The sequence below is a fragment of the Atribacteraceae bacterium genome (genome assembly GCA_035477455.1).
Lineage (GTDB): Bacteria > Atribacterota > Atribacteria > Atribacterales > Atribacteraceae > DATIKP01.
This window is the reverse complement of record DATIKP010000072.1, coordinates 1-21,410: the sequence shown is the minus strand read 5'-3', so window position 1 is coordinate 21,410 and position 21,410 is coordinate 1. Positions and strand designations below refer to the sequence as shown.

Annotated in this window: 21 protein-coding genes and 1 pseudogene; 8 read left to right on the top strand and 14 right to left on the bottom strand. The window is 48.3% G+C overall.

The features are described from left to right. From VLH40_04420 to VLH40_04385, 8 genes are all read left to right on the top strand, one after another. A partial coding sequence (locus VLH40_04420) for a DUF2232 domain-containing protein (protein HSV31253.1) occupies positions 1-471 on the top strand: 471 nt, incomplete at its 5' end. Positions 472-600: 129 nt separating this feature from the next. Beyond that, entirely contained in the window at positions 601-1,176 is a 576-nt protein-coding gene (gene rplI / locus VLH40_04415) for a 50S ribosomal protein L9 (protein ID HSV31252.1), read from the top strand. After that, complete coding sequence (gene dnaB, locus VLH40_04410) at positions 1,173-2,507, top strand: replicative DNA helicase (protein ID HSV31251.1); 1,335 nt, start codon at positions 1,173-1,175, stop codon at positions 2,505-2,507. The genes rplI and dnaB overlap by 4 nt, the downstream gene beginning before the upstream one ends. A 48-nt stretch (positions 2,508-2,555) precedes the next feature. Continuing rightward, entirely contained in the window at positions 2,556-2,750 is a 195-nt protein-coding gene (locus VLH40_04405; GenBank protein ID HSV31250.1) for a transporter substrate-binding domain-containing protein, read from the top strand. A gap of 1,148 nt (positions 2,751-3,898) precedes the next feature. Then, a complete protein-coding gene (locus VLH40_04400) occupies positions 3,899-5,188 on the top strand; it encodes a homoserine dehydrogenase (protein ID HSV31249.1) in 1,290 nt (429 codons plus the stop codon). A gap of 329 nt (positions 5,189-5,517) precedes the next feature. Next, positions 5,518-5,844: a hypothetical protein gene (locus VLH40_04395; GenBank protein HSV31248.1), complete on the top strand. Its 327-nt coding sequence runs from the start codon at positions 5,518-5,520 to the stop codon at positions 5,842-5,844. Positions 5,845-6,044: 200 nt separating this feature from the next. Beyond that, positions 6,045-6,344 (top strand): hypothetical protein, encoded by a 300-nt coding sequence (locus tag VLH40_04390; GenBank protein ID HSV31247.1) that lies wholly within the window; start codon positions 6,045-6,047, stop codon positions 6,342-6,344. 27 nt (positions 6,345-6,371) lie between these two features. Continuing rightward, positions 6,372-6,761 (top strand): hypothetical protein, encoded by a 390-nt coding sequence (locus VLH40_04385; GenBank protein HSV31246.1) that lies wholly within the window; start codon positions 6,372-6,374, stop codon positions 6,759-6,761. A 424-nt stretch (positions 6,762-7,185) separates the two neighbouring features. Here the strand turns inward: VLH40_04385 and istB are convergent, their stop codons facing one another. From istB to rpsB, 14 genes and pseudogenes are all read right to left on the bottom strand, one after another. Continuing rightward, positions 7,186-7,929 carry an IS21-like element helper ATPase IstB gene (istB, locus tag VLH40_04380; GenBank protein ID HSV31245.1) on the bottom strand — a complete coding sequence of 248 codons (744 nt, stop codon included), beginning with the start codon at positions 7,927-7,929 and terminating at the stop codon, positions 7,186-7,188. A 201-nt stretch (positions 7,930-8,130) separates the two neighbouring features. Further along, a pseudogene (istA, locus tag VLH40_04375) lies at positions 8,131-9,303 on the bottom strand (IS21 family transposase). An 808-nt stretch (positions 9,304-10,111) separates the two neighbouring features. Beyond that, positions 10,112-11,107 (bottom strand): GTPase HflX, encoded by a 996-nt coding sequence (hflX, locus tag VLH40_04370; protein ID HSV31244.1) that lies wholly within the window; start codon positions 11,105-11,107, stop codon positions 10,112-10,114. Between the two features lie 24 nt (positions 11,108-11,131). Continuing rightward, the gene (locus VLH40_04365; protein HSV31243.1) at positions 11,132-11,770 is read right to left on the bottom strand and encodes a glycosyltransferase family 2 protein; all 639 of its coding nucleotides are present in this window, start codon (positions 11,768-11,770) and stop codon (positions 11,132-11,134) included. A 28-nt stretch (positions 11,771-11,798) separates the two neighbouring features. Beyond that, a complete protein-coding gene (proS, locus tag VLH40_04360) occupies positions 11,799-13,040 on the bottom strand; it encodes a proline--tRNA ligase (protein ID HSV31242.1) in 1,242 nt (413 codons plus the stop codon). Between the two features lie 76 nt (positions 13,041-13,116). Continuing rightward, the gene (ispG, locus tag VLH40_04355) at positions 13,117-14,196 is read right to left on the bottom strand and encodes a (E)-4-hydroxy-3-methylbut-2-enyl-diphosphate synthase (protein ID HSV31241.1); all 1,080 of its coding nucleotides are present in this window, start codon (positions 14,194-14,196) and stop codon (positions 13,117-13,119) included. Beyond that, the gene (rseP, locus tag VLH40_04350) at positions 14,193-15,242 is read right to left on the bottom strand and encodes an RIP metalloprotease RseP (GenBank protein HSV31240.1); all 1,050 of its coding nucleotides are present in this window, start codon (positions 15,240-15,242) and stop codon (positions 14,193-14,195) included. Before rseP ends, ispG begins: the two co-directional genes overlap by 4 nt. A 336-nt stretch (positions 15,243-15,578) precedes the next feature. Continuing rightward, on the bottom strand, positions 15,579-16,754 hold the full coding sequence (locus VLH40_04345; protein ID HSV31239.1) for a hypothetical protein: 1,176 nt from the start codon (positions 16,752-16,754) through the stop codon (positions 15,579-15,581). Further along, positions 16,751-17,572 (bottom strand): phosphatidate cytidylyltransferase, encoded by an 822-nt coding sequence (locus VLH40_04340; GenBank protein ID HSV31238.1) that lies wholly within the window; start codon positions 17,570-17,572, stop codon positions 16,751-16,753. Before VLH40_04340 ends, VLH40_04345 begins: the two co-directional genes overlap by 4 nt. A 3-nt stretch (positions 17,573-17,575) precedes the next feature. Next, positions 17,576-18,304 (bottom strand): polyprenyl diphosphate synthase, encoded by a 729-nt coding sequence (uppS, locus tag VLH40_04335; protein ID HSV31237.1) that lies wholly within the window; start codon positions 18,302-18,304, stop codon positions 17,576-17,578. Next, positions 18,268-18,834, bottom strand: coding sequence for a ribosome recycling factor (frr, locus tag VLH40_04330; GenBank protein ID HSV31236.1), 567 nt, complete (start codon positions 18,832-18,834; stop codon positions 18,268-18,270). Before frr ends, uppS begins: the two co-directional genes overlap by 37 nt. Beyond that, a complete protein-coding gene (gene pyrH / locus VLH40_04325; GenBank protein HSV31235.1) occupies positions 18,827-19,564 on the bottom strand; it encodes a UMP kinase in 738 nt (245 codons plus the stop codon). The genes frr and pyrH overlap by 8 nt, the downstream gene beginning before the upstream one ends. Position 19,565: 1 nt before the next feature. Further along, positions 19,566-20,162, bottom strand: coding sequence for a translation elongation factor Ts (gene tsf, locus VLH40_04320; protein ID HSV31234.1), 597 nt, complete (start codon positions 20,160-20,162; stop codon positions 19,566-19,568). A 2-nt stretch (positions 20,163-20,164) separates the two neighbouring features. Beyond that, entirely contained in the window at positions 20,165-21,070 is a 906-nt protein-coding gene (rpsB, locus tag VLH40_04315; GenBank protein HSV31233.1) for a 30S ribosomal protein S2, read from the bottom strand. Between the last annotated feature and the right edge of the window lie 340 nt (positions 21,071-21,410).

The following is a 21,410-nucleotide window of genomic DNA, read 5'->3' as shown; positions in this document are numbered from 1 at the left end:
GAAGAGAATTTTCAAAATCTGTTGAATCTGATTCAACTAGCCCTTCCCGCCATACTGATTATTGCATCGCTTCTCGATACCGCATTGAACTTTTTTCTTGGAAAGTGGGTTGGAAAAAAAATCGGGGTTACCTTTCCCAGTTCTCCAAATTTTATACACTGGCGCTTCCCAAAATCGGTTTTTTGGATGTTCGCCCTGAGTTGGATTTTGGTCCTTTTCGGCGGAACCGAAGGTATTGGAAGAATTGGCGTTAACCTTCAAATGGTGACCCAGACACTTTTCCTGGTCCAGGGCCTTTCCCTGGTGTATTTCTATTTGAAAAAATATGTTCAATCAAAGGTGCTTATAATCGGCTTGTTGGTCTTTTCCATGTTTCAACCGGTTTTGACGTTTATCCTGAGTTGGGCCGGGGTCCTGGATACTTGGCTGGATCTTCGGAAGCTCGAATCGGGAAAGCCAGCCGGATCGTAATCTGATTCCAGATTATTGATGGACAATTGCGCCGAGGATCGAACATCACTAATTTTCAGTGTATTCTAAGAATGATACCAGTTAATTCTCTGGGATCAATCTATAAGTAGTATGGAAAGGAGCAAGGCAATGCAAGTGATTCTCGTTAAGGAAGTAGACAATTTGGGCAAGGAAGGCGATGTTGTAACGGTTCGACCGGGTTTTGCCCGCAATTACCTCATGCCGCACAAGCTGGCCGTCGAGGTAACCAAGGGAAACTTGAGCCAGGTAGAACATTTGAGAAAAAAACGCTTGGCCCGTGAACAGAAGGAGCTGGCAATGCTCCAGTCCGTTATACATCAGGTCGAAGGGACCGTTTTTGAGATCATCAAAAAGGCCGGAGGAAAAGGAAAGCTATATGGCTCCGTGACCACTCGGGAAATTGCCGAACTGGTCTCGCAGAAACTTGGAACGAATTTCGATCGAAAATACATCGTTCTTCCGGAACCAATCAAGGAGACCGGTTCCTGGGAAGTCAAACTAAAACTAGGGAAAAGTCAAGAACCCTTGATTACCATAGTCGTTAAAACCGCCGAAGAGAAAGCGGAAGAAGGAAAAAAAACGGCCAGCGGTAAAGAATTTGCTTCGATAGCGACAACTACTCAATTGACTCCCGAAACCGTGCTCCCTGGAGATAGCGCGACAGAAAGGAATGACGAGTCCTGAGTATCGAGAGAGTCCCTCCACAAAACATGGAGGCCGAGCAGGCAACGCTTGGTTCCATGCTCCTGGATCGGGACGCCCTCTTGAAAGCCTTGGAGATATTGCGGTCGGATGATTTTTATTATGACAGTCACCGGCTCATCTTTGAAAACATCGCGAAACTCTTCGATTCCGACCGGGCCTGCGATGTGGTTACGCTTGCGGAAAAAATGCGGCAGAGTAACGCGCTGGCCGTATCCGGAGGTGCGGAATATCTCGCACTATTGGTGAACCTGGTACCCACCTCAGCCAATATTGCATACTACGCACACATCGTTGAAGAAAAATCGCTCGCCCGGGCGTTGATTAACGCCTGCACAACGGTTATCAGAGAAAGTTATGAATCAGAGCAGGAAGCGGTAGAACTACTCGATAAAGCTCAGCATCTCATATTGCAGCTCTCGCAAAAACGTGTCCGTAGCGATTTCGTCCCACTCAAGGAAGTGATCAACGAGGCCTTCGATAAAATCGAGGAGCTCTATCATCGGGACGAACACGTCACCGGGGTTCCTTCGGGCTTTGTCGATCTCGATATCATGACCACTGGGTTTCATCCATCCGAGTTGATCGTGGTCGCCGCCCGACCGGGAATGGGGAAAACGAGTTTCTGTCTGAACATAGCGCAACACGCCGGAACGACAAAAAAGATTGCCGCAGCGATTTTCAGTCTGGAAATGTCCCGTGAACAAATCGCCCAGCGGATGCTTTGCAGTGAAGCCAGGATCGATGCCAATCGAGTCAGAAGGGGAATCCTTTCAGAAAGAGACTGGCCGGAATTAGCAAAAGCGGCGGGTAAGCTTTCTAATGCAACAATTTACATTGACGATTCTCCTGGAATCACAGTTCTCGAGTTGCGGGCCAAGGCCCGTCGATTGAAATTTGAACAAAACCTGGGATTAGTGATTGTCGACTATCTACAGCTGATGCGCAGCCATTCCCGGTCAGAGAACCGCCAGCAGGAAATATCCGAAATTTCCCGTTCACTCAAAGCCATGGCCAGGGAGTTGGAGTTGCCGGTCATAGCGGTTTCCCAGCTTAGCCGTGCAGTGGAACAGCGCAGCCCCAAGCGTCCCCAGCTTTCTGACCTACGGGAAAGTGGAGCCATCGAACAGGATGCTGATCTGGTCCTGTTCATCTACCGGGACGCGTACTATAACCCTGATAGCCAGAAAGGGGGCACGGCCGAAGTCATCGTTGCCAAGCAGCGGAATGGCCCGGTTGGCACCGTCGAGCTGATCTTTTTGGACGAGTATACCCGTTTCGAAAACCAATCTCGGAGAACCTCTCTCGGCTGAAGCCGGCAACCGGTTTCGTATGGTGAGGCATTATGAAAAGAACTTAGAGTGGGAGCGGTTTTTATCGATACCGCATGGGACGGTATTTTTCCGGCTTTGGATACGAAAAAGTTCGACGTGATCATTTCCGCGACCTCAATGACTGAAGAACGCTTGAAATCGAAAGAAATGAGCGATCCTTATCTGATTACTTCCCAAGCCATTGCTGTGCGAAAAGATAATCTATCAGAAATGGTTTGCTGAATAATAAAGCAACCGATAATTAGGAAAATAGATCGATGACGCCGCACGGGAAACAACCCTTGCAAAAATTAGGGCTTTTTCCCGTGTTTTTTATGATACCCTGCTTTATTGAGAAGGGTAGGATATCAGGATGTTTTAGAAGAAACCCGCACAATCTTTCCACAGGATGCGTTTGACCTTTGATTTTTCTGCACTTTTTAGAGCAATTCCGTCTCTGTTAATTGGCGACTACGACCATCCGGGTAACTGCCTTCTCGATCGCCATAGGCTGCATAATCGGCCTGATCTCTGGATTAGCCCGGGTCTTGGCCATATGCTCTGACTTGATCCCCTGGCGGGAAAACGCCTTTTTGCTCCCCTGTGAAGGGGAGAGGGCGGGGAATCGGGCATGTTCCGCTCCCGCATTCTCAACATGAATGTGAAGAGCTCTTGCCGCCTCAGGCAGTCATTAAAACCCCACAAGGAAGGGGGAGTGATACCGGCTCCAAAGAAAAGGAGACCTGTATTCCCCGATGGTTCAAACCACGGGGGGTCCCCAGCACGGGTGGATCAGTTTTTTCCGAACGTTTGGCTCAGATTTTTCTTGACGATCGCATACCAGTGGAGATTCAGAGTAAACTGCGAACTTCTCTTGACATATACGTTCCTGATTCCCGGATAGCGATCGGAAATCAGGTAGGGTGGAGCAGCAAGTAACTCGCGCTTGCCTATTTTATAGTGAGGGTCAACCTCGTGTCTGAATGGAGAAAGGTTGCGGAGATCAGGCATTGAGACACTTGGTACTACGACCCGCTGCTGGCTCGGAAAACATTTCTTAAAGGAAAATCCTCGGGGCTATCCTGTGAGCCTTTCTTTACCAACGTTTTCACCGTCGCTTAGGACATCTATCACCCCTCAATTGGCTGAAAACCGGACATTGACTCAAAGTAGATTATCGGACATGGTTCTTGTGTAGATTCCGGGACTCTAAACTATGGCTATGGTTTTAGCGATTTACAATTATTCAGTTTACTCAGCCAATTTCAATAACTATAATGAAAGGTGGCGAATCATAATTTGAGCGTTTCCCGAAAACCAAAGAAAGGACTGGAGGCTTAGGTGATGATTTTGAACAATGAATTGCTTGAGCAGAAAAGAGGGAGAAAAGAATGAAAGAAGTGCAGATCGCCGTCATCGGCTTCGGAATAGTCGGCGCGGGAACCATTAAAGTTCTCTGGGATCGGAAAGATGAAATTGAAAATGATTTGAGTCTTCCCATAAACGTAAGCAGAGTGGTCGATCGAGACTGGTTTCGGGAAAGATCTTTGGCCATTCCTCCTGAGATAAAAAGTGATGACCCCGACGAAGTGATTGAAAATCCTGATATCCAAATAATTGTCGAAGCCATTGGGGGAGTTGACCCAGCTTATGATATCGTCAGCCGGGCTCTGCGTGCGGGAAAGACCGTTGTCACTCCTAACAAGGAACTCATCGCCAAAAAGGGCCGGGAGCTTCTCGCTTTGGCAGCGGAACATCGTACCGATCTATTTTTCGAAGGTGCCGTAGGTGGTGGCATTCCGATCATCCATGCTCTCCGGGGTCAACTTACTGGAGATAAAATCGTTGAAATTGCCGGTATCGTCAATGGAACCACTAACTATATTTTAAGTGAAATGGCCCATAGTCGGGCTCCCTACCACCTGCTTTTAGATGAGGCCAAGCGGAAAGGGTATGCCGAGCCAGTACCCACGAGTGATGTGGAGGGTTACGACGCAACTTATAAAATTTCAATTCTGGCTTCCCTATGTTTCCATTGCCGGGTGAATCCGGATACGATCTTTCGTGAAGGGATTACCCGAATCATTCCGGAAGACATCGAATATGCCCGAGAACTCGGATACGTGGTCAAACTTTTAGCTATTGCCAAAAGAATCAACGATGTTTTGGAACTGCGGGTTCACCCGGTTTTCCTTCCCAACGAACATCCTTTAGCCATGGTCGATGGGGTGGAAAATGCGATATTTGTCCGGACGAAAACCCGTGAACTGACTTTCCGTGGTCCCGGAGCAGGTGGTGAAGCCACCGGAAGTGCCTTGGTCGGGGATATTATCGAGGCGATACGAAATCTGAAAATGAATTGCCGGGGAAGAGTCGAGTGTGCCTGTCAGGGCGAATATCCGGTTAAACCGATAGAAAATCTGGAAATCCAATATTGTGTTCGCACCCACGCTCTCGACTCACCTGGTGTCTTAGCTCAGATAGCTACTGAATTCGGGAAAGTCGGCGTGAGTCTTTCCGCTGTCAAACAACCGGTGAGCACTCCCGGTGAGCCGACAAACATATATTTCCTGACCCACCAGGTTGTGGAATCCCGCCTCCGGAAAGCCATGGAAAAAATCCGTCTTCTCGAGGTGGTCAAAGATGCTTATGCCATTCGGGTGCTCGGTGAACACCGGTAGTTATATGGGCCGTTCAAGATTGCTTTGACAGTCTTGATTGAAATGCTCTTGAATACTGATATTTGATTTTGCTGCAAAAACTCATTTCAGCGAGGCCCCGTTGCCATCAGCCCCGCCTCATCTGGTGTTTTCTTGCACGCATCAATGACCACGTCTGGTTGCGGTGCTGCTAAAAAGGCCATCCCTGGCCTATTTACTTCGAAAACGCGGTGATTTCGGCGGCTGATTTAGGCAACTGAGGCCCAGGTTTCCTTCGTTCTTCTGCAGCAAAATTACTTATGGTAGTAGAATCAGATTTAAATCTTTTACTGGGTCATCAAGGAGGAGGGGTGGACATTAAAATGGACAAGGATGAAATCAGAACGATCCTGGCCTGTCTACGTTGTCAGAGGGAAACCCAACATAGAATCACATACAGTAGTGGGGTGGTGAAAACGATTCTTTGTGAAGAATGCCGATTAGAGATAAAGATCGATCCGATCAAGCTTCTTGCGTTGTATGGCGAGGACCTGGTGAAAAGGGTTCTGACCAAACCGGGACGTATCACTGAAGAGTACGAAAAAGATTTTTTTACTTTTTTTCTAAACATCCCCTTTCGTATTGCAACAAAACCATACCGGATGTTCAAAGAAATCAGATCACTCAAAGAGAAATAGAACCTTCCCTGTTGCTTAGCTGGATCAGTCGATTGACTGCTACATGCTGCAAAAACTCATAAGACCATCCTTGGCCTTTTTGCTATAAACGCTACAATAATACGCGAGATCGTGGCAGCGTTAAGAGAAAAACAGCGAAAAGTATTTGTCCCTCTATCCTTTGACCCGGGCGAAGAATCCAAAATGACTGGGGCCAGGCTATGGCCTACTTGGCCGGCAAGAAAACCAGGGTAAACCTCTATTGTATGCGGGAATACTACAGTGCCGATATATTCTGCAAAACGTTTTATCATCAGAACGAAGAAAGCTTTCTAGAGGCCCAGATTGACGGCTTTGAGTTCTTCCAGGGTATATCGAAGCGGATGATCTTTGACAACGCAAAAGTGGCGGTAAAAGAAGGATTTGGCACCCATGCCGTACTACAGGACCGCTACAAAGCCCTGGAGGCCCACTACGCTTTTAACTGTGACTTTTGCATTTATATTCCTCGCGGCACATGAGAAAGGGCTCGTAGGGGGCCTTGTGGGTTGGTAAGGCGCAATATTTTCGTGCCGATACCAAGAGTTGATACCACAGACGAATTAAACGTGGAGATACTTCGCCGGTGCCTTCAATACCGCGAGCACAAAATATCCGGCAGAGCCCAGTTAGTCGGTGAAATGATTCTCGCATCAAGGGCCAGAATGGCTCCACTGTCAAAGTACCGTTTTGATCCAAGCAAGACCATTACCGCTAAAGTAGATGATTACTCGACAGTGAGACTTGATTTAAACAACTATTCTGTGCCGGTAAAATATGCTGGAAAAGAGGTCAGCGTCAAGGGTTACGGCAACGAGGTAGTAACACTTTACCGCAGTATCGAGATAGCCAGGTATGCCCGCTGTTACGAGAAAGGCAAAACAAAGTACCGCCTTTAGCATTACCTGGATTTAATTGAAAGCCGCCCCCGCAGTGTATTTAACGCAAATCCCGTTAAAGACAATGTATCAGCAAAATTACTGGAAATAGGTCGGCGGTTATCCGGGCCAAGGGAGATGGTAAAACTCCTATGAGGGAAAAGGACACGGTTGAAATTGACATTCGCCTTTTTGCTTCGAAAATGCGGTGATTTCGGCGGCTGATTTAGGCAACTCAGGCCCAGGCTTCCTTCGTTCTTTTGCAGCAGAATTACTTATTGCAGTAGAATCAATATTAAACGAAAATTTAGGCAATTTGGATATTACGGCGCAATAGAGCCGCGATTCCGGTAAGCAGTGAGCCACGCCTCCGGAAAAAATAAGCCATGCTTCTGGTCAGAGAGCCGCCCTATTTTTGAATGGCTCTCTGACCAGAAGCATTGGTTCAGATCGGAATGCCTTTACGTTTGCGCATGGATTCTTCTCCGTCGATGAGGATGGTGTAAGAGTCATGGACGATCCGGTCAAGGATGGCGTCAGCTAAGGTGCCTTCCCCGATTTTGCTGTGCCAGCCGGCGGGAGTGAATTGGGAACTGAAGATTGTTGACCCCTTTTTGTGTCTGGCCTCGATGATTTCCAAGAGGTCTCGGGCTTCGGTGTTGGCGAGGGGGATCAGCAGCCACTCGTCCAGGATAAGCAGACTGACCTTTTTGTACTGATCCATCACCTTTTTGTAGATGCCTTCCCCTCGGGCCACAGCGAGGTCATTTAATAGATCAGGCAGTCTGATGTACTTGACGGTATAGAAGTTGCGGCAGGCTGCGTTTCCGAAAGCACTGGCAAGATAGGTTTTCCCGGCGCCGGAAGCACCAAGGACGATTACGTTGTGCTTTTCCTGGATGTAGGTGCAGGTGGCCAGGCGGGCAATCAGGGTCTTGTCCAGCTTTCGGTCTGCATGGTATTCAATGTTTTCAATACAGGCCTCACTTTGCTGGAAGTCTGCTTTTCGGATTAGCTTTGTCAGGCGGTTGTTCTTCCGCCTTGCCCATTCAGCATCGACCATGAGACTGAAGCGTTCTTCAAATGTCAGGGCTTCAAACGAAGATTCCTGGAGCTGGTGGCGGTAGGATTCAGCCATAGCCGTAAGACGCATCTCGTTTAGCTTGTTGATGGTGATTGCATTAATCATTTCCCATCCCCCCGTAGTAACTCGCGCCCCGGGTAAGGCCATGGAGTGATGAGTTATTTGGTACAGCTTCTTCAGTGATGACCTTGTCATGCCCTGTTGACAGAATGGTCTTGATGTTCTTGTAGCCGGGACGCGGTGTGTAAGACAAGGCTTTGGCACAGGCAGCCTCAAGCCTTGGCAGGGAGTACCGGTCAGCCAGCTTCACAGAAGCGCCATACAGCTTTTGAAACCCTGCTGTTCCACCTTGCAAGAGGAGAGGATGGCTTTCACGGTAATTGCTGTGTTTGGGCCAGCGCTTTGCCCCCAGGAAACAAAGCGGGCAACATTCCATTGGGTATACTTCTTATGATCCTCAGGCATATGATCAACGACCGTACTGTATTGTCCCGGGCGTCCGTGAAGCCGGGGGTGTGAACAAATCCGTAAGTTCTTGTAGAATACCTCGATGACATTACGGGTCACTCGCACATCTACTTTAAGCTTGATGTATTCATAAGGGACGCTGTAGTGCATTTTATCGACAGATATGTGATAATTGAACTGTACGGTGGCAATCTTCCACGTTGCCAGCTCGTATGGGGCAGCAGGCAACGGTAACAGCAGCGGCTTTTCTTCCTCGAGGAAGACGATCAATCTGCTGCCCTCTTTCTTTTGGAATGGCTTGCTGTTCAGTATTGACAGCTTTTCTCCGATTGCCTCGTTCAGTTCATTTAAGCTAAAGAACGTCTGGTTGCGTAAAGCCGCAATGATCCAGGTTGAAACGATTCTTACGGACCCTTCGGCATTGGGCTTGTCCTTGGGTTTTCTAACCCGGGCCGGAATAACAGCGGTACAATAATGCTCCGCCATTTCATGGTAGGTCTTATTAAGCTCCGGGGAGTACCAGGTTGCTTTCTCTACGCCGGTTTTGAGATTGTCCGAAACCAGTATCCTGGTGACGCCGCCGAAAAACTTGTACATGTTGCAGTGGGCGACAATCCAGCATTCCTGGTTCTGAGAAAGAAAAGCTTCCGCATAGGCATACTGACTGCTGGAAAGGACGCCGACAAACACGTAAGCATTCATAATTTCCCCGGTCTCTCTGTCAACAATCGGGGTTGTTGTTCCCGCCCAGTCCACCTCCAATTGCTCCCCGGGTTTGCGATGAACGTGCATGGTAGCTTTTGTCTTGGCCACATACTGCTGGTAGTGGCAGCAGAACTGGGAATACATGAGTGGAATCTCTTTGTTTGCGCGGCAGTTCTCACAGTATTCGTTCCAAAGCAAACTAAGCGTAACGCCGCTTTTGGCCATTTCCTTGTGGATGTACTCGCAGTCCGGTTGCGGTTGAGCCGATAATTGAACCGGAAATTTCTGACGCCTATCCAGTCTATTATATTTCCGCGCGGCACAGCCGGAATCTAGATACGCTCATGGATGATATTGGAAACCAACTCTTGAACAATATGATCATCCATTGCGTTAAAGCCGATTATGATCGACCCGGAGAACTGGAAAGCGTTATGGTCACGGACATATAAGAAACAAACCTGCAACCGCTTGCCGACGGATTGTATTGTTAACCAAATGGCCGCCTTCTTTCTAATTGACTAATCATTTCCGCTTGAACTTTGCCCATATCCTATATGTTCCCATAATGTATATTATGTAAAGTAACCTTCTCGTACACTGATGTTCACAATTTTGGCTATTGTCAAATGTCGTTTAACTAAATAGTAAGATAACTCTCATTCGTTTTATGATTTAGGTTAATAAGCGGAATACCTATCGTTGGCCGATCTTGGGATGAATTTTTCAAATTGCCTGAATAATCCGGGCCGATTTGGGCCACTGTTCCGGTGAGTGAGAGCCATGTGTCCGGGGAAATTGAGCCACCCATCCGGTTATAGAGAGCCGGTTGAACTGTTCTCCTGTAGAATGGGTGTATGCACTGCTTGAACGCAGTGTAAATACATCCTAAAAGGAGACTGTTGTATGACCAACTACCGGGAGATTCTTCGGCTGTTCCATCAGGGAATCAGCCAGCGCAGCATAGCGTCAAGCTGTGCCTGCTCGCGTAACACTGTTTCCAAGGTGCTGAATTGGGCACAAGAGTTGGGTTTAAGCTGGCCGCTACCCAACGAAGTGTCGGATGCTGAACTAAAGAAGCTGTTCTCACCCGAGCCTACCACAAGACAATCCCTCAGAAGTCTGGCGTAAGATCGCACTTGTTGAAAACAATGATGCGAGGAACTTTTGAAGCACCGATTTCACACAAGGTTTGGTCGATTACCTGATAATGCAGATAATAGGCTGGATCCGTAATGTCGATGAGTTCAATGATGAGGTCGGCATCCTTGATTTCTTCGATGGTTGCTCGAAAAGCATCTTTCAATGTGGTAGGCATATCACGAAGAAAACCGACTGTGTCGGCAAACAGGACCTCTCCACAAGATGGAATGAAGCGTTTCCTGACTGTGGGGTGCAATGTAGCGAACATCCTGCTCTGGACGAAAACGCGGGCTCCGGTCAAGGCATTAAACAATGTCGATTTTCCGGCGTTGGTGTATCCCACGATGGCAACCAGTGGAATATTTCCCGACAAGCGGGTGGCTTTGTTCAGGGCTCGACGCTGGTTGATTTTTTCAAGTTTTCGAGACAGGCGAACGATTCGGTCTTTGATTTCCCGCCGGTTCGCTTCGATTTTTTGTTCACCGGGACCACGGGTACCGATTCCGGCACCAGTCCGGGACATATCTTTTCCTTTGCCAGGAAGACGGCTATACTGGTACTTGAGACCCGCCAGCTCGACCTTGATTTTCCCTTCGGCGGTCAGGGCCCGAGCTGCAAAGATGGCATGAATGAGTTCGTTTTTGGTCAAGACGGATTTTTGCCAAAACGTTTCGAGATTTCTTTGCTGAGACGGACTGATTTCACGACTGAGGACCACTGAAGCGATTTCCGGTTTTCCGGAAAGAAGTTTTTGTATTTCTTCAACCTTTCCTTTTCCGATATAATAACGGGAGGTGGGTTTCTGGACGCGGATTTTTACAGTATCAAAAACTAGGAGGCCACTACTTCGTGCGATTTCTACCGTTTCACGGCATTCTACTGCTTCTTCCCGAAACACCAAGGATGATTCGCTTTCCTGGATAACAATAACCAGTACTTGGCCGGTAATTCTTTTTTTAGAAATCAATCAACCCTCCATTTTCTGTAAAAACTATAGATTTTTTAAGATCTCCCAGTACATTTTCACTCTTTCCTTAAAACCTTTCACGATACCAAATTTTTCTTCCTTCATGACATGAGTTAGACCGGGCAGTTTTATTAATTTTACCTGGATCCCATTTTGTTTGATATACCGGTTTATAGCGACCTCAACTCCATAGCGGGTGATTTCAATGTCGTTGATATTCTGCAGGACATCAGTACGGATCGCCCGTTGTCCGGAAAGTAGCGGGGCTAATTTCTGGGCAAAATCCGTTGCGAACCGACCTTCTTCAAAAACCCCGATGGTCACATCCGCTTCCCGGGAGATCACCGGCAGACTCAGGCTGATCACATGTTCTTCATTTAGGCCGACCAGGTCTGCATCGATCAATAAAACCACCCCACCCCGGATATATTCAAGACTTCGGAAGAGGGCTCCTCCCTTGCCCACATTGCTGAGGATCTCGACAACCTCGATGTTGCGGCGGCGCTTCGCGACCTCAACTGTCTTATCGGTGGAGCCGTCACTAACCACCACTACCTGGTTGATTAAAGGCACCTTCAGCAACACATCAATAATCGGTCCAATCGTTTTCTCTTCATTATAAGCAGCAATGATTGCGGTGACCGTATCTTGCTCCTGAGGCATCTTAGAGGATTCCTTTTCGGATATAAATTTAAAGGACTGTTCTTCCGATTCTTCCAAGGGTTTCAAAAAGATCCTCCCAACTGGTTTCGATGCGTTCACCGGTTTTACGCACCTTGATCTCTATCCTGTTGACCTCGACTGTTTTGTCTCCCAAAATGGCTTGCAAGGGAAAGCCGATCAGGTCTGCATCGTTGAATTTATGACCGGCACGCACCTCCCGGTCATCCAACACCACTTCATAACCATACTTTGCCGCCTCATGATATATCTTTTCCGCCAGTTGCCCCAGAGCGGGATTCTTCATTCGAACTGGTATCACAACCAACTGATACGGAGCGAGGTTCCAGGGCCAGCAGATTCCCCGTTCGTCATGATAGGCTTCAATTGCCGCAGCCATGGTTCTTCCAATGCCAATACCGTAACAGCCCATGAATAGCGGTTTTTCCTCACCCGATTGATCAACGAAAACGGCCTTCATCGGAGCAGTGTATTTTGTTCCAAGTTGAAAAATATGTCCCACCTCAATGCCCCGCTTTTCCACAAGCTCTGAACCGCAAAGTGAACAGGTGTTTTTTTCCTTGCCTGAATCGTTCCGGCAATTCTCACATAAGGTGATTCTTTCTTCACCAGATTCGGCGATGATCAAAAATTCGTGAGATACGTCACCACCGATCACTCCCGAATCGGCACGCACGGCCTGGTACTTAAGGCCGCAACGCTGAAAAATCCGGCAATATGCATCATACATCAGAGCATAGCTCTTTTCGAGATCATCAAGGCTCGCGTCAAAGCTATAGAGGTCTTTCATGATAAACTCCCGGGCCCTCATCATCCCAAAGCGAGGACGTATTTCGTCTCGGAACTTAACCTGGATTTGATATAACAAGAGGGGCAGATCCCGATAGGAACGTATAGCTTTACGAGCCAGATCGGTAATTACTTCTTCATGCGTGGGTCCTAAACAGAAGTCGCGGTCCCGACGATCACGCAGCCGAATGAGTTCGGGTCCGTAAATTTCCCATCTTCCCGTTTCTTTCCAAAGCTCTCCCGGCTGCATCGCCGGCATGAGAAGCTCCTGACCTCCAGCCCGGTTCATTTCCTCACGGACGATATCTGCAATTTTGTTGAGTGTCCGCAATCCTACAGGGAGGAACGTATAAATTCCAGATGAGAGCTGCCGTATCAATCCGGCTCTGAGCATGTAATTGTGACTGATGATCTCCGCTTCTGCTGGGTTTTCCTTTAGTGTCGGGATAAAAAGCTTGGACATCAACAATGTGTGCTCCCCCTGCCCGTCAACGATTCTTTCAATCGTGCTTTGTTCCGCACTGAAAAACTCAGGTTCCTTATTCCCTGCATCTTGGCTCCCCTGCGGGGAAAAAGGTATTAAAATGATCTAAAAAAACATCAATGGCCCGATCTCGGTGTACCGTGCCAATCACCTTTCCATGTGAAAACAAAACCGCCGTACCCTTTGCCAGGGCCAAGCCGAAGTCGGCCTCTCTCGCTTCACCCGGTCCGTTGACTTCACAGCCCATCACCGCGATTCTTATATTCCGGTTTACTTTATAGCGAGCCAGCTTTTTCTTCAAAATACGTACCAATGATACCACATCTCCCATTTTCCGGGCACAGGTCGGGCAGGAAATAATTTCGATGCCTTCATTTTTCAAGCCAAGGGTCTTGAGTAGGATCGAAGCGGCACGGGTCTCGAGCACTGGGTCATTGGAGGTGAGAGAGATACGGATTGTATTTCCGATTTCTTCCCGCAACAGGATTCCGACTCCCAGGGTCGATTTGATGATCCCCTCCTCCCCTTCTCCGGCTTCGGTCAAACCGATATGCAAGGGATATGGAAAGGCTTCACTGAGGAGATGGTTGGTTTCGATGGTCTCTTCGATGTCGCTTGATTTTGCAGATAGAATAACCCGGTGAAAGTTTTTTTTCCGGGGAACTTCCAAATACGTTGCGATGATCTCGAAAAGCGCCTTGACCCGACTTTCTTTTTGAAGCGCAGCCGGCAGTGACCCGGCATTCGCTCCCAAGCGGAGAACCGTTTGAGAATCCTTGAGCATTTCAACAAGGTTTATGTATTTCTCTTGATTCCGGAATGTTCCAGGGTTGATCCGTACTCCATCAATACCGGCACGAACCGCATCCCAGGCAAGCTCAGGAATAAAATGAATATCGGCTATCAATGGGAGTGGCGATTTAGGATGGAGAATTTTCAGACCTTCCAAGGCCTCTCGGTCCGGGACAGCGAGACGAAAAATCTCACACCCTTCCCGTACACTTCGGCGTATCTCCCGCAATGTTTTCTGTATATGGGCAGGATGTGAGCGTCCCATCGCCTCAATGGAAACCGGACTTTCTCCTCCAACTGTTATATTACCCAGTGCAACAACATGGGTGTCCTGTCTTTTCATTGTCCGACAAGAATACGGGTAAAATCTTGATAGGTCACAAAAACGGCCAAAAGAATAAGAAAGACAACGCCTATCAGGTAAATGATACCGACTTTATCCGGGTCGAGAGGCTTTTTCTTGATTTTTTCATAGGCAAAGAGGACCAGGTGGCCTCCATCCAGAATCGGAATCGGTAACAGATTGAAGAGAGCCAGAAAAATACTGATCAGCGAGGCGAACATCAATAGGTTCAGAAATCCGACTTGAGCCGCTTGGCCGGCCATTTGGGCAATTCCGATTGGCCCAGTGAGTTGGAGAGGAATCTGTCCGGTTATGGTTGAAAATAAACCCGCAACACTGAGAGCAAACCAGCCAAAGACAGAGGTAACGCTTCGCCCCAGAGTCAGGAATGGATTGGTTCTGCGGCTCTCCATACCGAAAACCACCTGGATAAGTGCTCGATTTTCTTCTTCGTTCCATTCCGGCGTAACGGGTATGAAGATCGTTTCGCTATTTCGTCGGATGGAGAGAACAATTTCTTCACCGGGACTGGCCGAGATCGCTCCGGCCACATCTTCAACCGAGTCAAATGTGATTCCGTTCAGGGCGAATACGACATCACCGGCCCGAATCCCGGCCCGTTCCGCTGGACCACCCTCCATAACCTGTTGTATTTCGAGATTGCCGGTTGGGACGCCGGTTGCCGTGAAAACAATGAAAACGAGGACGATGGACAGACAAATATTCATCAACGGTCCAGCAACGACGATCATACTTCTCTGCCAGAGCGGTTTTTTATCGAACCGCTCAGCATCAGACACTTCCTGTCGATGATGCCCTTCGATGACGTTATCTCCCATTCCCGCCATTTTGACGAATCCACCCAGGGGAAAAAGACGAATCGAGTATTCAGTTTGAGAGGAGGTTTTTGACCAAAGCTTGGGTCCATATCCGATGGCAAAGCTGAAAACCCGAACCTTGAAAATCCGGGCAAATAGAAAATGACCGAATTCATGACAAACCACCAACAGCCCCAAGACAAAAATAAACGCAAGTAAACTCAACATTCCTACAGACTCCTTTTTTGCAAAACGGTAATGGACAATGGGCAATCCGGAGAAAGAAACGCTCCGGTCTTCATTCCGCTATCTAGGTTTGAATTTGCTGCAAAAACTCATTTCAGCGAGGCCCCGTTGCCATCAGCCCCGCCTCATCTGGTATTTTCTCACACGCATCGATGACCACGTCTGGTTACAGTGCTGCTGAAAAGGCCGTCCTTGGCCTATTTACTTCGAAAATGCGGTGATTTCGGCGGCTGATTTATACAACTCAGGCCCAGGCTTCCTTCGGTCTTTTGCAGCAAATCGACCTCCTCATTTCCACATGCCCACAGTCCCGGATAATTATTCGTAAAGGCGTCGACACCCGCCTGAACGGCTCTTCTGTTGGATTATGGTGTTGGCCATCCGAAATCCGTCCCGATGAAGGGCCAGGACATCCTCAATGGTTTGCACAGAGGAAATATCCTGATCCAAAATATTTTCCAGAATCCTTAGGATTTCACCGAATTTAATCTTTTTTTCCATAAACGCGTTGACACACGCTTCGTCGGCACCTAAAAAATAGGCCGGGTAACCTCCTCCCCGTTTACCAGCTTCCAGGGCTAAATAATATCCTGCAAACCGTTTCGAAACCGGATAATCAAAATGCAATGTCTTTAATCTGTTTAGATCCAATCCGGGGAATGGATTTTCCCGCCTTATTCCCGATTGGAGGGCGCTCAAGATAACGGAACGCATGTCGGGACGGGAGAGAACAGCCGCCAAAAAACCGTCGCGTAGTTCAACCAAAGCGTGTATAAGGCTTTCTCTTTGAACTAAAACATCGATCTGATCAATGGGTCGGTGAAAAAGCAGCGATGCTTCGAGAACTTCAAAACCTTTATTGATTAAATGTGCCGAATCGACCGAGATCTTCGTTCCCATTTTCCAATTTGGGTGGGAAAGGGCCATCTCCGGTGTAATCTCATCCAGATTTCCCAACCATTCGTAAAACGGACCTCCGGAAGCGGTGATAAAAATCCGCTTTATATCACTAATTTCTATCCAACGTAACATTTGCCAGACGGCATTGTGTTCACTATCCAGTGGAACCAACTGAGGCCTTTTTATGAGAGGAAACTCCCGCATAAACAGGTCACCGAGAGCGATCAGGATTTCCTTGCTGGCCATCCAGACGGTCTTCCCGGCCTTCATCAGTTCCCAAAACGTGCTCAGATGCTCCATCCCTACAGTAGCGAAGAAGACCCCGTCCACTGTATTACTTAGCAGGAAGTCTTTCAGTTCCCGATGACCGGACAACATTCTTCCCTGTAGTGGGTCGGGGATGGTTTTCCGGAAGCAAGGATCCTCCTTCGACAACCAACCCCGGGAGTCTTTTAGTTTACCGAGCTGATGAAACAGTTTTTTCCAATTTTCTCCGGCTGCCAGAAGAACTACCGTATGATCCTCCAGATGTTCAAGGGTTTCCAGGATTTGTTCTCCCAGAAATCCGGTAGAACCCAAAATCGCGACCCTCATGGCCTGCCTCCCCAATATACAGCAAGAAAGTAAATAGCCGGACCGGCGAGGAAAAACGCATCGAACCGATCCAGAACTCCGCCATGCCCAGGAAAAAGACGACCGGAATCCTTGACCCCAGCTTTTCTCTTCAATGACGATTCAAGCAGATCTCCTAAAAATGCCACCATGCAAAGCAATATCCCGATACCCAGACCTTCCCATAGACTCCTGCCCGGGATGAGAAAAAGTGTAAACAACATGCCGGCTATCCCCGCTGCCAAGGTTCCACCGAGTAAACCTTCCAAGCTTTTTCGGGGGCTGATAGCCGGAACGAACCGACACTTCCCCCAGCGACTTCCAACCAGATAGGCGCCGATATCTCCGCTCCAGATGATCAGCGCATAAGCGACAATCTCTATCCGACTCGCCTCAAGGCCAGCTTTGACCCAAAAGGAAGGTAAGAAAACACAATAGAGGATCCCGAATGCGAACCAGGCAATCCGCTCTCGGACCAAATCGGGACGCAATAGCCCCCAAAGGACGATCCATAGAAACAAGATATACCACCACAGCGCTAACGGAAGTCCGTTGCCGAAAACAGTTAAGGGGACATATACAAGGGCGATCGGAATCGGATAAAACCAGGGAGACCGGATGCCCCGTTCTGTTATAATGACCAGCTTGAGGTATTCTTGAAAACCAAGCACCGATAGGATAAGAAAAAGAAAAAGCAGGGTCCACTCGGAAAAAAGCACGAGAAAGACGAACGGTGGGAGAGCGTACACGATTAGAAGCGCTCTGAGTACTGTTTCGGATAATCGTCTATTTCCCGCCAATGGTTACCCCGGGCCCCCAAACCGTCTTTTTCGAACAACAAATTCCCGGCAGGCTTGATGAAGATCCGCAACGGTAAATTCCGGCCAAAGAATATCAGTAAACCAGAGTTCCGCATATGCTGCCTGCCAGAGGAGAAAGTTACTCAGTCGCTTCTCTCCCCCTGTTCGTATTACTATGTCTGGATCAGGTTGTTCACCGGTATCGAGATAGCGACGGAACCCTTGATCATCCAACGATTTTACCCCATCGGAAGAAAGAGTGCATATCTTTCCGAAGGCTCGGAGTATTTCATCCCGTCCGCCGTAGTTGATGGCTAGGTTGAGAACCATCCCGGAATTGGTGCGGGTCGCTTCTTCGAGCTGGATCATCTTCGACAGGAGTTCACCGGGAATCCCTTCCCTTCTTCCCAGAAAATGAACTTGAACATTGTTCTCCTTCAACCGAGGTCCATAGACAGCGAGGGAATTAGAAAATAATACCATTAATCCCTGGACTTCTCCGAGGGGTCTTTTCCAGTTTTCCGTAGAAAACGAATAGAGCGTTAAAAAGGACAGTCCCATCTCGGAACATTCCCTGGTGATTGTCTCGACGCTCACCACACCCTGTTTATGGCCCTCCAGCCGGGGAAGCCCGCGCTTCTCCGCCCATCGCCCATTTCCATCCATAATAATGGCCAAGTGGGTCAGTCCGAAACTTAGATAGTCATGATTTCCTTTTCTTTCTTTTCCCATAATCCCTCGGTTTCATTGATATACTGATCGGTCATTTTTTGGATTTCCGCAGTGCCCTTTTTCCCATCATCTTCGGAAATCGATCCGGATTTCTCGATTCTTTTGATTTCATCATTAGCTTCCCGACGGAGATTGCGAACTGCCACCTTCGTTTCCTCAACAATTTTTTTGGCCAACTTGGCAATTTCTTTCCGGCGTTCCTCAGTTAACGGAGGGACATTGATGCGAATGACTGCCGAGTCGACAATCGGATTGAAACCCAAGTCTGATTTCCAGATAGCTTTTTCAATAGGTTGCAGGGCATTCTTATCCCACGGCTGGATCAAAATAGTTTTAGCGTCTGGGGTAGTAATGGAGGCTATCTGAACGAGGGGGGTCAATGCACCATAATAGTCGACTTCGACATTTTCCACCAGGGCCGGTGCTGCGCGACCGGTTTTGACATGAGATAGTTCATCCTGCGCAACGTGAATAGCCCCTTTCATCCTTTTTTCGATATCCCTATAGAGGTCTTTCAGATAATCAGCCATAATTTTCCCTCCCCACAAGAGTTCCGATTTTTTTACCGGTGACGATGTTTTTCAGGTTCCCCGGTTGGTGGATATTAAAGACAAAGATCGGAATGTGGTTGTCCATACACAGTGATACAGCTGTTGCATCCATGAATTTCAAACCCTGCGTCAAAACATCCAGATAATCGAGCTGGTCGTATTTACAGGCATCACGATGCGTTGTCGGATCCGCACTGTAAACTCCGTCGACCTGTGTCCCCTTCAAGACTGCGTCGGCCTTGATTTCGGCAGCCCGCAACGCAGCCGCCGTATCGGTGGTAAAAAAAGGATTACCTGTTCCCGCTGCAAGAATGACCACTCGACCTTTTTCCAGGTGGCGTATTGCTCGGCGCCTAATAAATGGTTCAGCCACCGCCCGCATCTCGATGGCGGTCTGGATTCGGGTGGAGATTCCCTTATCTTCCAGTACATCCTGTAAGGCCAAAGCATTGATCACCGTGGCAAGCATTCCCATGGAATCGGCCGTAATCCGGCCGATTCCATGGTCCCCCGCAGTTCTTCCCCGAAAGATGTTGCCTCCCCCTACAACTACGGCGATCTCGATACCCAGTGATTTGACCGTCTCGATCTCCCCGGCCAAGTACCCCAGGATTTTCATATCAATCCCTGAGGATAGATTGCCCATGAGAGCTCCCCCGGAAAGCTTGATCAGGATCCGATGAAAGCGAGGTTTCGAGGATTCCGTCATATCACTCTTCACCCAACTTCAGCCGGATGAACCTCCTGATCACAATATTTTCTCCAACCCTGGCGATCGTTTCGACTAAAAGGTCCTTAATTTTTTTCGAGGTGTCTCGGATATAACTCTGCTCAAGAAGACAATTCTCCTCGAAAAATTTCTTCAATTTTCCTTCGACGATCGATTTTTGAACCGTGTCTGGCTTTCCGCTTTCCTTGAGCTGTTCCCGAAAGATTTCCTCTTCCTTACGCAGTAGGTCATCGGGAATTTCTTCCGGTGTCACCCAGCGGGGAGCCTGAGCGGCAATCTGAAGCGTCAATTCCTTAACGAATGCTTGAAATTCAGGGGTGCGAGCTACAAAATCGGTTTCACAGTTGACTTCGACCAGTACACCGAGTTTCCCATCAGTGTGGATATAGGATCCAATCAAACCATCATTGGCCACCCGGGTCTGTTTTTTTATCGCCGTATCGATACCCTTTTTCCGCAAAATTTCACAGGCCTTATCAACGTTTCCCGAGCTCTCGAGCAAGGCCTTCTTACAGTCCATAACTCCTGCACCGGTTTTTTTCCGAAGTTCGAATACGTCTCTTGCTTCAATGTTCATCGCTACTCCTCCTTCACCTCCGTCTTGCTTTTCGCTTCTCCTTTGGGTAATTGATCGAGTAGTTCCTCCTCAAATTCATTGATAGTCTCCCCTCTTAATTCATCCAGGACATTGGACTCTTCTGATGCGCCGCTTGCGAAAGGGACTTCTTCCAACCCTTCAACAACTACTTCTTCGTTTTCGCTTACCGCAATCCCTTCGGTTTGGATATCGTCCCGGCCTTCCGACTGAAGACGCTTTCCTTCCAGGGCCGCATTGGCGATAATCAGGGAAAAGAGGCGGATAGCCCGAATCGCGTCGTCGTTTCCAGGAATAACGTAGTCGATTTCGTCGGGGTCACAGTTGGTATCCACAATGGAAATCAGGGGAATGTTCATACGTCGTGCCTCTAAGACCGCATTGCGTTCCCGTCGCGGGTCAACCACGAACACACACTCCGGCAATTTTTCCATGTCTTTGATGCCGGAAAGGTGTTTTTCCAGCCGGGCTTTTCTTTTCTGGATTTGCATAACTTCTTTTTTCGGTAGCTTTTCCATCATACCGTCAGCTTTCATCTTCTCGAAATTTTTGAGCTTGTTGATGTTCTGACGGATGGTGGTGAAGTTAGTCAACATGCCTCCCAGCCAACGTTGATTGACAAAATACATTCCGCAGCGTTGGGCTTCGTGCTGAATCGATTCCTGAGCTTGTTTCTTGGTTCCGACAAAGAGGACGGTGCCCCCCTCCCTGACCAGATCCTTGGTAAAATGATAGGCCTTTTCGGTTAACTCGACCGTTTTCTGAAGATCGATGATGTAGATGTTGTTTCTCTCGGTAAAGATATACGGCTTCATCTTGGGGTTCCAGCGCCGGGTTTGGTGCCCGAAATGAACCCCCGCTTCCAGCAGTTGCTTCATGGTGACGATCATAAATCGACTCTCCTTCCGGTTTTTTCCTCTGCGGAGAATTTTCCAACCGATCTTGTACGGCTGACCGGAAAACTCGTCTCCGCATGCGGGATGGATTGAAATCCGCGCTCAGTATAACATGAGTTTTGACTCTTTTACAAAAAACTCGTCTTTCTATTTCTCTTGTGGACTGGTATGCGACGTATCAGAGAATGTATCGAGTAAGGTCTTCGTCCTTGAGGATATTCTTAAGTTGCCTCCCGATGTATTCTTGATCGATAACGACGGTTTGACCTCGGAAATGATCGGCGCGATAAGACAGGTCCATTAAAACCCTCTCCATGACCGTCTGCAGGCGGCG

Excerpts from the sequence above, each read along its gene's own strand:
- VLH40_04400 (HSV31249.1), top strand. The coding sequence starts at position 3,899 with ATGAAAGAAGTGCAGATCGCCGTCATCGGCTTCGGAATAGTCGGCGCG.
- rseP (HSV31240.1), bottom strand. The coding sequence starts at position 15,242 with ATGTTGAGTTTACTTGCGTTTATTTTTGTCTTGGGGCTGTTGGTGGTT.
- istB (HSV31245.1), bottom strand. The coding sequence starts at position 7,929 with ATGATTAATGCAATCACCATCAACAAGCTAAACGAGATGCGTCTTACG.
- uppS (HSV31237.1), bottom strand. The coding sequence starts at position 18,304 with ATGGGAAAAGAAAGAAAAGGAAATCATGACTATCTAAGTTTCGGACTG.
- pyrH (HSV31235.1), bottom strand. The coding sequence starts at position 19,564 with ATGACGGAATCCTCGAAACCTCGCTTTCATCGGATCCTGATCAAGCTT.
- VLH40_04390 (HSV31247.1), top strand. The coding sequence starts at position 6,045 with ATGGCCTACTTGGCCGGCAAGAAAACCAGGGTAAACCTCTATTGTATG.
- tsf (HSV31234.1), bottom strand. The coding sequence starts at position 20,162 with ATGAACATTGAAGCAAGAGACGTATTCGAACTTCGGAAAAAAACCGGT.
- frr (HSV31236.1), bottom strand. The coding sequence starts at position 18,834 with ATGGCTGATTATCTGAAAGACCTCTATAGGGATATCGAAAAAAGGATG.
- VLH40_04365 (HSV31243.1), bottom strand. The coding sequence starts at position 11,770 with ATGCCTCAGGAGCAAGATACGGTCACCGCAATCATTGCTGCTTATAAT.
- rplI (HSV31252.1), top strand. The coding sequence starts at position 601 with ATGCAAGTGATTCTCGTTAAGGAAGTAGACAATTTGGGCAAGGAAGGC.
- ispG (HSV31241.1), bottom strand. The coding sequence starts at position 14,196 with ATGAAAAGACAGGACACCCATGTTGTTGCACTGGGTAATATAACAGTT.
- proS (HSV31242.1), bottom strand. The coding sequence starts at position 13,040 with ATGTCCAAGCTTTTTATCCCGACACTAAAGGAAAACCCAGCAGAAGCG.
- VLH40_04345 (HSV31239.1), bottom strand. The coding sequence starts at position 16,754 with ATGAGGGTCGCGATTTTGGGTTCTACCGGATTTCTGGGAGAACAAATC.
- rpsB (HSV31233.1), bottom strand. The coding sequence starts at position 21,070 with ATGATCGTCACCATGAAGCAACTGCTGGAAGCGGGGGTTCATTTCGGG.